The 14,955-nt window shown below is 47.6% G+C and carries 11 protein-coding genes; 7 read left to right on the top strand and 4 right to left on the bottom strand.

Going from position 1 to position 14,955, the window contains the following annotated elements:
• The first annotated feature begins 87 nt into the window (after positions 1–87).
• Positions 88–1,521, top strand: a complete 1,434-nt coding sequence (locus tag MHB85_RS05770; RefSeq protein WP_091015610.1) for an aspartate ammonia-lyase — start codon at positions 88–90, stop codon at positions 1,519–1,521.
• A gap of 120 nt (positions 1,522–1,641) precedes the next feature.
• On the opposite strand, the gene rpoN is transcribed toward MHB85_RS05770, so the two are convergent.
• Positions 1,642–2,946, bottom strand: a complete 1,305-nt coding sequence (gene rpoN, locus MHB85_RS05765; RefSeq protein WP_192132934.1) for an RNA polymerase factor sigma-54 — start codon at positions 2,944–2,946, stop codon at positions 1,642–1,644.
• A gap of 129 nt (positions 2,947–3,075) precedes the next feature.
• Positions 3,076–4,623, bottom strand: a complete 1,548-nt coding sequence (pruA, locus tag MHB85_RS05760) for an L-glutamate gamma-semialdehyde dehydrogenase (RefSeq protein WP_192132932.1) — start codon at positions 4,621–4,623, stop codon at positions 3,076–3,078.
• A 319-nt stretch (positions 4,624–4,942) separates the two neighbouring features.
• Here pruA and MHB85_RS05755 point away from each other — a divergent pair, with 319 nt between their 5' ends.
• From MHB85_RS05755 to MHB85_RS05735, 5 genes are all read left to right on the top strand, one after another.
• Positions 4,943–5,866 carry a proline dehydrogenase family protein gene (locus MHB85_RS05755; protein ID WP_091015614.1) on the top strand — a complete coding sequence of 308 codons (924 nt, stop codon included), beginning with the start codon at positions 4,943–4,945 and terminating at the stop codon, positions 5,864–5,866.
• A 266-nt stretch (positions 5,867–6,132) separates the two neighbouring features.
• Positions 6,133–6,690, top strand: a complete 558-nt coding sequence (locus MHB85_RS05750; protein ID WP_091015616.1) for a MarR family winged helix-turn-helix transcriptional regulator — start codon at positions 6,133–6,135, stop codon at positions 6,688–6,690.
• Positions 6,691–6,816: 126 nt separating this feature from the next.
• Positions 6,817–7,296 carry a hypothetical protein gene (locus tag MHB85_RS05745; protein WP_341072605.1) on the top strand — a complete coding sequence of 160 codons (480 nt, stop codon included), beginning with the start codon at positions 6,817–6,819 and terminating at the stop codon, positions 7,294–7,296.
• Positions 7,297–7,325: 29 nt separating this feature from the next.
• On the top strand, positions 7,326–8,201 hold the full coding sequence (locus MHB85_RS05740) for an SDR family oxidoreductase (protein ID WP_341072604.1): 876 nt from the start codon (positions 7,326–7,328) through the stop codon (positions 8,199–8,201).
• A 536-nt stretch (positions 8,202–8,737) separates the two neighbouring features.
• Complete coding sequence (locus tag MHB85_RS05735) at positions 8,738–10,429, top strand: sigma-54 interaction domain-containing protein (protein WP_341072603.1); 1,692 nt, start codon at positions 8,738–8,740, stop codon at positions 10,427–10,429.
• A gap of 46 nt (positions 10,430–10,475) precedes the next feature.
• On the opposite strand, the gene MHB85_RS05730 is transcribed toward MHB85_RS05735, so the two are convergent.
• Positions 10,476–12,545 (bottom strand): nSTAND1 domain-containing NTPase, encoded by a 2,070-nt coding sequence (locus MHB85_RS05730; protein ID WP_341072602.1) that lies wholly within the window; start codon positions 12,543–12,545, stop codon positions 10,476–10,478.
• Positions 12,546–12,860: 315 nt separating this feature from the next.
• Here MHB85_RS05730 and MHB85_RS05725 point away from each other — a divergent pair, with 315 nt between their 5' ends.
• Positions 12,861–13,151: a hypothetical protein gene (locus MHB85_RS05725; RefSeq protein ID WP_143786504.1), complete on the top strand. Its 291-nt coding sequence runs from the start codon at positions 12,861–12,863 to the stop codon at positions 13,149–13,151.
• A gap of 59 nt (positions 13,152–13,210) precedes the next feature.
• On the opposite strand, the gene MHB85_RS05720 is transcribed toward MHB85_RS05725, so the two are convergent.
• A complete protein-coding gene (locus MHB85_RS05720; protein ID WP_192132927.1) occupies positions 13,211–14,881 on the bottom strand; it encodes a PucR family transcriptional regulator in 1,671 nt (556 codons plus the stop codon).
• Positions 14,882–14,955: the final 74 nt, after the last annotated feature.

Genomic DNA, 14,955 nt, shown 5'->3' with positions numbered 1-14,955 from the left:
ATCCATTTTGCTTAAATGATATACTGAGTGCGCTTCAGCAATGCTGAAGCCGAACTATTTTTATTGATGCCACTGGAGGCGAACGAGATGTCTACTATGTCCACACGGACGGAGAAAGATTTTATCGGTGAAAAAGAAATCCCGGCTTATGCTTATTACGGAATTCAGACGGTCCGGGCCGTGGAAAACTTCCCGATTACCGGCGTTCCGGTACACCGGGAGCTGATCACGGCTCTGGCTGCGGTGAAGAAGGCGGCAGCCATTACCAACATGGAGTTGAAGATGCTGCCGAGCAAGATTGGCGATGTGATTGTTATGGCCGCTGAAGAAATGATGAAAGGCCATCATATGGATCATTTTATTGTAGACTCCATTCAGGGCGGTGCAGGCACCTCCATGAATATGAATATGAACGAAATTTTAGCCAACCGCGGACTGGAACTGTTAACCAAAAGCAAGGGAGACTACTTCCATTGCAATCCCAATAATCATGTGAACATGTCCCAGTCCACCAATGACGTGGTACCTACAGCATTGCGCATTGCGGCGTACCAACTGTCGGAGACGTTACTCGCTACCATGAAGAGACTACAGGATGCGTTCCGTAAAAAAGAAGTGGAATTCAACGATGTGGTCAAGGTTGGCCGTACCCATCTTCAGGATGCCGTACCTATTCGCCTTGGACAAGAATTCGGAGCTTATGCCCGTGTAATCGGACGGGATATTGAGCGTCTTGAATTCGCCAATCGCCGCTTGCTTACCATTAACATGGGTGCAACTGCGGTAGGTACAGGACTCAATGCCAAACCCGAATATATCGTCAAGGTTACAGAGCACCTGTCTGATGTTACCGGACTACCACTACAAACAGCTGAGGATCTCGTGGATGCAACGCAGAACACAGATGCCTATCTGGAACTTTCAGCGGCGCTGAAGGTATGTGCGGTTAGCCTTTCCAAAATCTGTAATGATATTCGCTTGATGGCTTCAGGTCCGCGTGCAGGATTCAATGAATTGCTCTTGCCACCGCGTCAGCCAGGTTCGTCCATTATGCCAGGCAAAGTCAACCCGGTTATGGCGGAAGTCATTAACCAGGTATCCTTCCAGGTGATGGGGAACGACCATACGATCTGTATGGCGTGTGAAGCCGGTCAATTCGAGCTGAATGTCATGGGCCCAGTTATTGCGTTCAACTTGCTGCAATCCCTGAAAATTATGAATAACGGTATCGATGTTTTCACACGTTATGCGGTTGAAGAGATGGAAGCTAACCGAGAGCGCTGCGAATTAATCATGAAACAAAGTTTCAGTGTGGTTACGGCGTTAAACCCACACTTAGGTTATAATGTGGCGGCTTCCATTGTGAAGGAAGCGCTCAAAACTGGACTTACCTTGCAAGAAATCATTCTGGAACGCGGACTGCTGACACCGGAAGAACTGGAAGAGATTCTTCATCCGGAACAGATGACTACACCAGGGATTGCCGGAGAACACTTCCTGCGTAATATGGAACGTATGTAGGTAATCAGGAAAACTGATGCAGCAACCCAAACACGAATAATTACCAAGAACCCCCGCAGACCGTTCATCCGGTTTGCGGGGGTTCTTTTATTCAGAGAAGATAAGACGCCAGCTATTCGATTAAGCCCACCGTTTACGCTCAAGGGAAGGCAGAATCTGAAGTTCCTCCCTGTACTTGGCAACCGTTCTGCGGGAGATGACAATCCCCTCCTCGGCGAGCAGTGTGGCTAAATGACTATCCGAGTATGGACGCTGAGCCTGTTCCGTGCGAATGATTTCTTTTAATCTACGTTTCACCGCTGATGCTGATGTTTTATCCCCTGACGTTGTACGGATTCCCGAGGCAAAAAAAGCCCTGAGTTCATATACACCGTGCGGGGTCTCAATGTATTTACCGTTCACCGCACGACTTACCGTTGATTCATGCATGCCAATCTTCTCTGCAATAACAGCCAGATTAAGTGGTTTTAGCGTGGATGGGCCTTTGACCAAAAAGTGCTTCTGCTCTTCCATCACTGCCGCCAGCACACGCACTAAAGTCCTGCGCCGCAAGTGTACACTCCGAATGATCGCCCTCGCCTCTACCACGCGGGTAGACCAGATTGTGTCCGGAGCCTCTTCCCTGATCCAGCGGATGCACGCTTCATTCATCGATACACGAGGGTTACCTGCCACATGCAGGCTAAAATGGGCCTCACCGTTACGCAACCCTACGATGGCATCTGGAATAATGTAATGTGGTCGTTCTGTACATCCGATGGATCGACAGGGCTTGGGGTCAAGACGTGTAATATAGTCATAGGCAGTCTGAGCTTCCCGTGAAGTCATGCCTAATCGACTCCCTGTTTTACCTGGGTGAAAAGGAACCAGTGCTTCCAATCCCGCTTCCACCATCCGCTCCGCATACAGCGCAGCCGATGAATCACGTCTAATCTGGAGCAACAGACATTCCTGCAAATTCCGGGCCCCTACACCAGCAGGGTCCAGTGATTGGAGAACCTCCAGTCCCGCTGCAATTTTGCTCATCGGTTGCTCAATTGCTGCTTGCACCTCTGCCAGTTCAACTGTCAGATAACCATCATCATTAACGCACCCTGCCAAATATACTGCCATATTTTCCATTTCGACTGGAAGTGTCATCACTCGAATTTGGGCAATCAGCAACTTTTCCAGTGTAGGTTCTGCACCTCTGACCTGAAGCAGCGGATCGTAGGAATCATACCTGCGCTGGTCCATTCGCCGTGGAATCCGGGCGAGGGGCGCAGCTTGTTCTTCCAGTTCAAGAACTGGATTTTCTTCCGCCGCATCCAGTAAGTAACGAGTCAGATCCTGTCCGGACATCGTTAGCAAATGAAAGGATTGTTTCATCTTCGGCGTGATGGACAGCCGAATACGTTGTTCCTGTACCAACTGAACACCTAACATCCGTTACCCTCCTTATGCCTTCGGCAATAAGCATCTGTGTTTCTTATACGAACAAAAGGATTTGCAGGGATAATAGCATACTATTCAAACGATTGTAAGCAGATTTCAGTCGGATCATGGATAATCTGTTTAGTATTTCTCCGATACCAGCTTCGCCTGTGTAAACAGCAGTAGATAGTCTCTTCCACCTGCCTTGGAATCCGTGCCTGACATGTTAAATCCACCAAATGGATGCGTGCCCACCAGTGCTCCGGTACATTTCCGGTTGAAATATAGATTACCCGCAAAGTACTCGCGTCTTGCCTGTTCCAGATGTTCACGATTACGTGAGATCACCGCGCCGGTCAGACCATAGTCTGTATTATTGGCGATATCCAAAGCATCCTGGAAAGATTCTGCTTTGATGAACGCAAGCACAGGTCCAAAAATCTCATCTTGAGCAATTCGGGCTTTCGGGTCCACATCGGCAATTATGGTTGGTTCAATGAAATAACCTTCAACATTCCCTGTGCCGCCACCGTGCACAAGACGCCCCTCACCCTTACCGATTTCAATATATTCCGTGATCTTTGCATAGGCCTTGTCATCGATAACCGGCCCAACCTGACTGCCCACTTCAAGCGGACTACCCATCGTCAGTTTCTGTGTCCGTTCAATCACTTTTTGCAATACTTCATCATATACATCCTTATGAATAATGGCACGGGAACACGCCGAACATTTCTGTCCAGAGAAACCAAATGCCGAAGCGGTAATGGACTCTGCCGCGAGTTCCAGATCACTGTCACTGTCTACTACGATGGAATCCTTGCCGCCCATCTCTGCAATAACCCGTTTGATCCACTTCTGACCTGGAGCTGTACGTGCTGCACGTTCATTAATTCTCAGCCCTACATCTCTGGAACCGGTGAAACTGATAAACCGGGTAAGCGGATGATCCACGAGATAATCACCAACTTCACTACCTGGCCCTGGTAAAAAGTTGACGACGCCATCCGGCAAGCCCACTTCTGCGAGCAGTTCCATAAACTTCGCCGCAATCACAGGAGTTGTACTTGCTGGCTTTAACACCACCGTGTTGCCGGAGACCAGTGCAGCAGAGGTCATGCCTGCCATAATCGCCAGCGGGAAATTCCAAGGTGGAATAACAATGCCAACACCCAGCGGTATATAACTCAGTTCATTATCTTCCCCTGCAATCCGCACGAGGGGCTGGGGTTCACTCAGTCGCTGCATATCCCGTGCATAGAATTCCATAAAATCAATGGCTTCCGCTGTATCCGCATCGGCTTCAGGCCAGGTCTTGCCGGCTTCATAGACCATCCATGCGGAGAATTCATGCTTGCGACGGCGCATAATGGCAGCTGCTTTGTACAGATAACGAGCCCGTTCATTCGGATCGGTATATTTCCAAGTGTGGAATGTCTCCGCTGCTGTCTGAATGGCCTTTTCGGCCAATTCCTGATCTGCCTGATGGATCGTTCCGACAACTTGATTCTTGGCCGCGGGGTTCACGGACGTTAACGTGCGGCTGCTTGTTATTTTTTGCCCACCAATAATAATCGGGTATTCCTGCCCAAGTTCAGCTTCTACCTGACGAAGTGCGTCTTCAAATGCTTCCTGGTTCGCCTGGACCGCAAAGGGTGTGAATGGTTCGTTAACAAAAGGGATATTCATCAATGATTCCTCCTTCAGGATGTGGGATTCGCTGGCTGCTCGCCTGAATTATTTTGCATGTTACTCATCACCAAATATATGTAGCAAAATCCGTGCCAACTCCGGTTGGAACTGAAATATTTTTCTTATTAAATTTAACTAAAGAAAGTTCACACTGCCCACTCCGATGACAGAACAACCTTCCAATCGCTGTTATCCCCAGATTTTTTGATTCCTTTTTATAAAGTTAAAATCTCCATGAAAAATAGTAGACCATCACCAAATCTGGCACGTTTCTTGCTTGAATTAAGGATGCACAATGCTGAAGGAGGAGACGAAAATGAGTGTGGGAACGGAAATATATCGCAAAACCTTATTAACCGTGGCAGGCAACAAAGCTGTAGAGAACCTGTCCATTAGATATGGTAAGAAGCTGGCAGGCAAATTTATTGCAGGAAACACCTTGGAAGAAGCTCTCGAAGAGATCCGCATACTCAATAATAAAGGCATTATGGCTACGCTCGATCATCTTGGCGAAGGCATCACCCGCCTGAGCGAAGCGGCATTGTACAGGGATGAGTATGTACGACTGGTAGAAGGCATTGCACGTGAAGGCGTAGACTCCAACGTCTCGCTGAAACCAACCCAGATGGGCCTCGCACTGGACCCGGAAGAGGGCTATCGAAATATCCGGGCCGTTGCCGCACAAGCCAAATTGCATGATCTATTTGTCCGAATTGATATGGAGGATAGTCCATTTACTCAAGCAACGCTGGATATTGTTCGAAGACTGCACTCGGAAGGACTGCACAATACGGGCACAGTCTTACAAGCCTACCTGCATCGCACCGAAGAAGATACGCGTGATATGATTCGGGAAGGCATCCGGCTTCGACTGGTTAAAGGTGCTTACAAAGAACCCGGATCAGTCGCCTATCAGAATACTTCTGAAGTCATTCATCAATTCAAAACGATGATTCGTAATCACCTCGATCAGGGTGTATACACTGCGGTTGCCTCGCATGATGATCACATCATTAACTGGACGAAACAATACGCCAAGGATCGGGGAATCTCGCCGGATGCCTTTGAATTCCAGATGTTATATGGTCTGCGTATGAGCGAACAGGAACGTCTCGCCAAAGAAGGTTATCGCATTCGCTGTTACGTACCTTACGGCACCATGTGGTATCCGTACTATACCCGCCGTTTGGCCGAAAAACCGGCTAATCTCTGGATGGTCGTTAAGAATATGTTCCGATAATTATTCTCCAGCTGGATCAATATATAAAAAAAGACAAAAGAAAACCATGTTGCCTCTTTTTTTCTGGGCACATGGTTTTTTCAGTACGAACACTTTACCAGAGCATCCAACCTAGGAACCTCATTAACGTTATTCCGTAAAATGGCTCCAAATTCTGAAAATCGACCAAATCAACAAAATAAAGCTTCTTCATATATCCCTGGCTTCTGGATAGAATGGTCTAAACAAAAGTTGACAACTATATAGTTAGGTACCATACTATATTTATGGACAATCAAAACAAATCAACAACTGATATGTACCTCATCCCTTCGTTAGTACAAACGAAGCGTCAGGTTGATCGCTATCAATTAGACGTGGATGCACAAGCCGTGCTTGTCGCATCCAGACTGATGGTAGCAGGAGCCAAACTTGGGCATGCTGCGGAAATCCATTTCTCCAGATTCGGTTTATCTACAGGTCGATATCGTCTGTTGGCAGATCTTGAAGATCACGAAGGGGAAGAACTGCCCTCCCAACTGGCGGAAAATCTGGGTGTAACCCGTGCTACTGTAACTGGTCTAATCGAGATTTTAGAACGAGACGGACTGGTTGCTCGTCGGACGAGTTCCGTTGATGGTCGTCAGAAGTCAGTCATTTTGACCGCCAAAGGTGCAAAGAAGCTAACGGATATGGCTGCGGAACATTTTGCCAGACTGGAAGCGATGGTCGGATTACTTACGATCGAGGAAAGGAGTGTGTTTCTCAACCTGCTGGGGCGTGTTACACAAGGTATTGCTGCACTTACAGATGAGTCACGTGACTTCTTCGAACCAAAATCCTAGGAGCATAACGAAGAAAGGGAACCGGGCTAGTTCAACTAGCCCATTTTCATCCCATATAGTTAGGTCCCTAATTATATATAGATGAAAGCAAATTAGTGATTTCTATACAAAAAAAGGAGTAGTGATATGGTTAACCTTAATGACCCCGTTCATTCCGAGGATGCTTATCCAAAACGAGCCGCTAAACCTCCCCAAAAAACCTTTGTGCTGTGGCGTGAATTAATCCCGGCCTACTTGTCTCCTGCCATCATGGCAAGCATCGGGGGAATCGTCACCGCTGATAAAGTCCTTCAGTTACGAGCTTTAACAACGATTGGAGGGGCGTCTCTGCTTATGGCTCTATGTGCCGGACTCTGGCTTCGCAACCGTGAGAACCGCACACGGTGGGTGACGAAAGCACCCCGAGTCATTGTGGTAGGCTGCTTGGCACTTGCAGGCGCGGGGTTTGGCTTTGTGGCGGCATGGGGGATTTCTAATGTATTGCAGATCGTAAACCCGAGTTCTTCATGGGCTTGGTTGGATCATATTGGGTTCGATTTTCCATTGTCCGGTGCAATAGCTTGTACGATCATGTCATGGCGCTGGCGAACTTACATTACCAAATAAACAAGTTCATTATAAGGAGAGATTGAAACATGATTACTATTATTGGAGCAACAGGCATGATTGGAAATGCACTTTTGAGACGTTTGCTGGAAAGAGGTATTCCCGTACGGGCAGTAAGTAGAAAGCCGGATAAGCTTCGTCAACAAATGGCGGACTTGGCATTGTCCGGGATTGAAACCTGTGCTGCCGATGCAAATGATTCCGAATCGATGCGCAGAGCTTTGGCGGGTACCAGTCAACTATTTCTAGCATTATCCAACGACCCTAAACAAGTGGAACTAGAGACATCCATTATTCAGATGGCTGTGCAAGAAGGAGTGGAGCATGTCGTCAAAATATCCAGCCCAGCATATGACGAACGTTCACCAGTAGCTGTAGCAGGCTGGCATGAACAAATCGAGCAAGCTCTAGTGAAATCCGGGATGACATATACGATGCTGCGGCCCTATGCTTTTATGCAAAATCTGCTCCGACTCGCACCAACCATTACAACCCAAGATGTATTCTTCGGCTGCATTGGAGATTCCCCATGCAACTTCATTGATTGCCGAGACATCGCAGATATTGCCACAGAAGTGCTGACTAGAGCCAAACCAGCGAACCGCATCTATACGCTGACGGGTTCCGAAGCATTCACTTATGCACAGATTGCAGATAAAATGTCCAACCTGTTCAATCGACCGATCGGATTCCTCAACCTCAAACCCGAGGAGCTTCGAACGGATCTGATCGAACATGGACAGATGCCTCCATGGCTTGCAGACCACGTTGTGGAAATTCAGACGATGTCTACCGTTGTGCCAGAGAAGCCGACGGATACCGTTCAACGCTTGCTTGGCAGAGTGCCGCGCTCGCTCGATGCATTCCTGAGAGAGCATCAAGATACATTTAAACCAAGGCTGTAACCAAGTCATACATGAGATAAGGAAAAGTTAAGAACTTCCCATGATTTACGTCCGAAGACTGTCAGCCACTAATTAAAAGAGAGAGAACCACAATTTTAAATGTCTAATTTTCTGTACACACCCATTTATTATTCAAAAGTTAACCTAATTGTAGCATTAGGATAGAGGCATTCGCATTGATCTGTATTCCGCCTGCTAGGGTCTGCAGATCAACTGCCGATGCAGTGAGTGATTCCGTAATGAATGGGCTCCGTTTTGATAAAGGGTGAATTGGTTCGCCTGTACACCTGCCACGATGAAAACACCGCGTAGTTCAGCATTACAAAAACAAAATTAACCACTATTTCCGATTGTCTTATGTATGATTCATGTCAAAAAATCTATACACATTTCACTTTGAAAGCTATAATATGGTTAACTATCTCACTCAAATATTTCCATCTACTCAAATCATAAGAGTTCCTTATAATAGGTACAGTTCTGAAAGTTATGCCCTAACTGAGGTGATATCGATGAAACATTTACTTCCAGATTTAATGTCTTTACTGCGTACGGATATGGATGTTCTGGATACAGACCTCTCCACACTTACCATTCCGTCCTCAACATCGTTGGTAGATGCCTTCTGCTTATTCGACACATCTTCTTATTTATTCATTCAGGATGATGGACCCCTATTGGGATATATCGCCGTATCCGATGTTTTGCATGCCATGATGCATGCGCATCGCCTGATAGAAGCTTATTTTGAGACCACACTGGAGACAGCGGGTTCAGCTCTGACATTAATTAATGAAGATGCCAAAGTGGCCTACTGGACAACTGGCGCGGAGCATGTTTTTTCGATCAGCAAAAAAGACATCATTGGACAACCCGCAGCGGACTTTTTCCCTCCAGATCGGTTACAATCTCTCAAGACGTTGTATACCGGCGAAACGGTCTATCGCAAACAGCATCAGCCACGGCCCGACCTCTTCGCCCTGATTAATGCTCGTCCGGTCCAACTGGATGGACATATTGTGGGTGCAGTTGCTGCCGAAGTGGATATAACAACTGAAATCCGACTACATCAGGAACTATTACATATGACCTCCAAAGTCCAGCATCTGGAGAAAGCCGTTGCTCGGCTACGTCCCGAATTAGATCCATTTGCCAGAATCAAGGGCAGCAGCCCGGTCATCAAGCAGTGCATGGAGACCATTCGCAAGATCAGTACCACCTCAGCAACCGTACTTATTCTCGGGGAGAGCGGCACAGGCAAGGAGTTATTCGCCAAAGCCATTCATGATCTCCGTGAATTGCAGACTGCACCGTTCATCGCTATTAACTGCGGGGCAATCCCTGCTTCATTGTTTGAAAGTGAATTATTCGGCTACGAGAAAGGTGCATTTTCCGGAGCGGATCCCAAAGGAAAAAAGGGCAAGATTGAGCTTGCCGAAGGGGGTACTCTTTTTCTGGATGAGATCGGTGAGATGCCATTGGAATTGCAAGTGAAGCTGCTTCGGGTGTTGCAGGAGAAGAGTTACTTTCCTGTGGGGGGAACACGAGTGAAACAGGCCGACTGCCGGATTATCGCTGCGACCAACCAGAATCTACAGCGTATGATTGCCCGCAATCAATTCCGAGAAGATCTCTACTATCGACTGAATGTCATTAACCTTGTCATCCCTCCTCTGCGTATGCGCAAGGAAGATATATATGAATTAACCCAGACGTTCCTTCAAGAATTCTCATTGCTCTATAACCGTCATATTGAGTTGGTTCCACCTGAAGTGTTCAAGTTGCTGTTCCAATATGATTGGCCAGGCAATGTACGTGAATTACGAAATGTGATCGAACGCCTGACCATTCTGACGACAGATGGTGAGGTGAAGCAGGAATATCTGCCTGATACCCTCACTTCCCTCACGATGCAAGAACAGTCCGAAGTTCAACTGACATCTGGATTTCATTCACATGCCAAGAGCGAAAATCAGCAACGTCAGGATTCGGTGGGAGCAAGAGCAGAAAAAGAACCTCGAGCGGTTGCAAATGTGGACGAATTAGATCACTCCGATGATTCCGTACTTGTCTCCGGTGTTACCTACCAGCAAAAATTGGACAACCATGAGGCCCAACTTCTAATTCAATATCTGAAAGCAGCAGGTGGCAACAAACGAACACTCGCCAAGCAACTTGGCATCTCCAGGGCAACGCTCTATAATCGCATGAAGAGGCTTGGTCTATGACCAGCCTCTTCTTGTCTTTATTATCAGTATATGAATGAATAGAACCCTACAAAATCCGCGCCAAGCGAGTCAGCGCTGTTCTGATATGGCGATAGAATGTCGCCCGACTCATGGAACACGTCTGGGCTGCGGCAGTTGGATTGCCAGCATGCGTCCAGTAGGCCGCGTATAACAGCATCTGATCCTGTGGAGAAAGGCCATGTACTCTGCCTTCCAACAGATCCATGACATACAGCTGTAACTGGATTCCATCCTTTACTCCTCTAACCCTGCCAGCATATTCATGCAATTCTCCCGGGGAACGAAGATCCCCCAACATCTTGCGAACATCCTGTTCAGTCCAAATTACACCATCCAATTCCGTTGTTTCCGGCTGTATCCGATGCTCTGTTGATTCCGGATCAAGCAGAGACATGACCCACTCTCCGAATTGTCCACTACGCAAATCCAAATCAAGTACGTCCGCTTGGTCTTCATATCTGTCACAGACACGAGTGCGGGTTCTTCGCATCCGGAATCCAATACTTTGCAAAAATAGTTTCAGGTGAGGGTTCGTTGCAACGAGCATGGCTCGCGCACCATCACCCAGCAGAGACAGTCGGTCTAGTGCCATGTATCCTACCAGTTCTTCTCGTGTATAACCCGGCACATCATCTCTTGCCGCAGCCAGCAAAGCAAAGTGCGTATCACTCTGATCCGGATCACTCTCAAGCTCCTGTGGTGTGAAGCATTCATGTATCTCATTCGGAAAATATTTCAGGAGCAGCTCACTGCTATCCCTATGTACAAGTACTGTGATAAACATGGCGATCGTCTCGCCGAGCTTGTCACGCATCAATACGATCCCTTCGGGATAACGTTGTGCCAGTTCATCCAGGAAGGGGCCATAGGATAATGCCTGCCATGGTTCCACGCTGTAATCGCACCATTGCTGTAACAAACTCTGTAGAACTGGCAGGTCCTCGCTTCTCATCGGTTCAAGAGGTGAGAACAAGGAATCACGAGACACATCCGCGTATTTACGGTGTTGAAGCATCGATTCCTGACAGAGCAACAGCATTTTACGGGCTATTTGCCGACGCTCATGGCACCCTGCCTGTTCATGCAGCTGTTTCAGTAACTTCGCAATTTTGATACGCATGCTCTGCAACCGATGTGGCTCACGTTGACGGAAATCCCGCAACAGATGCACCCTGGCCATATCATGCAGGGCAAGACCATCCGGGCCGGAACGGATAAACGACATCTGTCTCAGCATATGATACTCTTCTTTTGTCACGTTCATATCCAATACGGATGATAATAATTCCTGATTGGCTGTCTCAAGCAGTGTCAGTACCTCCACTACGGGATGCAGACGGGGTGTCGTAAGCTCCAATAATAATCGAGCACTGATCATATGTGACAGTTCAGCCCATTCCGACTGCGGAAGATTCCTCCTCTGATCCGCAGCTTCTACAGCCAGGGCCAGTCCCAGCGGATGTCCATCGGTCATTCTCGTAATGGTACCTGCCATCCCCTGATTCAGAAAGCCTGCCACCGTGATATATTCCGTAATCTCATCAATTGTGAAATGTTGAAGCCGCATCTGTATAAACCTCTGATGTAATCGGGGATGTGTCCGCCAGGTGGATGCCAGTTCCGGGCGTGATGCAAGAATGACAAGTATCCCTCTTAACGGAAGTTTGGATATAAAGACTTCCATGAACCAACTTTCCAGCAGTGCGAGTTCTTCATAATTATCCACGGCCAGGACCAATCGTTTATCAACCGAAGTGTCTTTCAGCAAGCTGAGTGGTCGCGGGTATCCTTCACTATCCATTGTTTCCAAGCCTAATGTCGAGGACAAATAATCCATAAAAACGGAAGGAGTCGCCCCACATGATCGACCATCCATCCAGATTGCCGTCGCACCTCGATCCCGAGAGACAGATAACATCTCTGAAAGCAAGGAAGATTTACCAATGCCTCCCATGCCCGTAATTGAAAATATGGTTAATGGGGCTTCCGGATGATTGAACCACCGCTCCAGTGTCGTCAGTTCTTTGGTTCGACCAATGAAACGTTTGCCATCCTCAACATATTTGTCGTATTGAGCCTCAGTACTGTTTCCCATATATGTCCTCCGTACTAGATACTGGTACTTTTAATATACTTTTTTTTCTCACAAAATTGAGACTATATTGAGACGCGCAATTGCATGTGAAGTGATAGAATCTTGTTAAAAGCCAATTTATAGGAAATATTCAAAACAGCGGACATGGAAACGTTTAACACGGTATATAGACGCCTCCACGCTTCTTCTCAACGTAATGAATCATTCCGCCGATCAAGCACAGCCAACATGCATATGAGCATTTACTGATCTCGAATTCATGCTTCCCTTTCATTCCCTACTACCAGCCCGATATTCCAGGAAAGGCGGATTTGTGTGAGAATAAACCTCGATATCTGTAATCTGAGCGGACAACTTGGAATCAATCCCAAACGACTTAATGAATGGCTGCACCAAAGTGGCATTTCAATGGAGGATAATGAAGCAGAACAGGAAGGACGTCCCGACCGGTCGTCACCCCCGTATCGGCTGGCTGCTCCTTCTTCATTATCACTGGCACCTTCCTCCGGTCAAACGAAGCTTTTTCGGGGCCGACGCTCCACTTCCACTCTGCAACGCCTGCCTGCTTCATTACGACATACCCGGCGAATTAGTAAAAACTGCTAGACTGTGCTCAAGGTAGTGTAAGATCGATGCACAGTCTGTCCTGCATCCCTTTCACCTCATCAAGAGGATTGCCACTGTCCATTCTCAATCATCGCGTGCGCCAGCAGCGCCATCTCCAGACAGATTCTTCTCCCTTGATCCATGTAACCTGGACCCATCAGTTCTTCCAGCTTCTCCAGTCTGTTGTACAACGTTTGCCGATGAATAAATAACTGGGCGGCCGCATCCCGCTTGGAACCAAAGTTCTGCAGGTAAGCATCTAACGTCTCTACCAATCGCAGGTGATGCGTTTTGTCATGTTCAATCAACATACCCAGGTGATCCTGGACAAAGGGTTGCAGGAAGGATTGGGGTAACGCCTTTAACATTTGATATATACCCATACGTTCGTAAAAGTGAACATGTTCCATCGAATCTACCGATCTCGAAACTTCGATCACCTGGTAGGCCTCCTGAAGGCTCTCCGGCAGGCTGGTCAAACGGTTGCGTAACTTGCCAAATCCCACATGAATCATAACCTGTTTCAAGTTACGATTGGCAAACCGTTTTACATCCTGGGCAATCCCTTCCAGTAATCGCAGCAGTTGATGACGTGCAGCGGCCGTTACCGCTTCCTTCGCACAGCACAGATATACCAGGTTGTTCTTCAGCATAATCAAGCTAGGCAGATTATTCTTCTTGAGCAGGGAACGCAGCAGGACAAGAACATCCTGATGATTCGCTTCCATTCGCTCCCGGCCTGTACCCTTCAATCGATGCTCAATCTCGATGACCCCTCCTGCAAACCAGTACTGCCCCTTCACCAGCAAACGAAGCCCCATTCGAGTCTGAGCCTGTTCCTCCTGATGGATGTTGCCATTCATCAGATCCTGGATCAGTTCATTCTGATTGCGGACCATCTTCTCCTCAAGAAACTGGGAACGAAGCGTGAGCGCTGCCGCCGCCTTCGCCGTATAATCGAGCAACAGCTTGAGATATTCTACTGGAGCTGCGGGATGTACAATCATGCCTACAGCCGAAAATACCTGGCCAAAACAGACGACCGGATGACACAACAGAGCCTTCTCTTCGTCTATGTGGAACCATAATTCGGTATCCGAATCATTCAAATCCAGATGTTCTACCTCCTGCTCATACCAGGTATAGATGGCCTGTTCCATCTCCGGAAGAAGTTCGGGCACAAAACTGCCTGGCTCCATGGACGAAATGTACACCACCGGTTTGGCGGCATACTCATGTAGCAGATTCAGCACAGCAGACATATCCGTACTCTGTAATGTTCGTTGCTGAAGCTGACGGGAGTATGCTTCGAGACTTTTCAGCAGTTGATGTTGATGATTAATGAGCAGAGAGTGAATATCCTGTGTAATCTCGACAAAACGGACCGGTTGCTCAAATACGATCAGCGGAAACTGGTGTCTGTCCGCCAGTTCAATCAGTTCTTCCGGGATCCCGTATATGCTGGTACCAAACTCCACACATAACCCCGCTGCCTCACTGCCAATGAGCTGGAGCAGATACTCTTCACGCCCTTCTTCCGATTGAAGCCACAGTCCAGTGGATAAAATAAGATCATGGGGGCTTACGAATGGAGATACATTCGTAATCTCCAATACATGAACCCAGCCAACCTGACGGTTCACTCCATCCTTCCCTGCCGCTAGTCGTGCTCGGCCAAATACCGGACGTGCAAGGATATCTTTGATCGTAAACACACGGTCATTTCGCAATGGCTATCCCTCTTCGTGTTATTTTTTCTTACATTATAGTCCATGGACAAATGTCCTGAACAGTCTTTTTCGAC

The sequence above is a fragment of the Paenibacillus sp. FSL K6-4396 genome (genome assembly GCF_038002525.1).
Taxonomy (GTDB): domain Bacteria; phylum Bacillota; class Bacilli; order Paenibacillales; family Paenibacillaceae; genus Paenibacillus; species Paenibacillus amylolyticus_B.
This window is presented reverse-complemented; position numbering and strand designations above follow the sequence as displayed.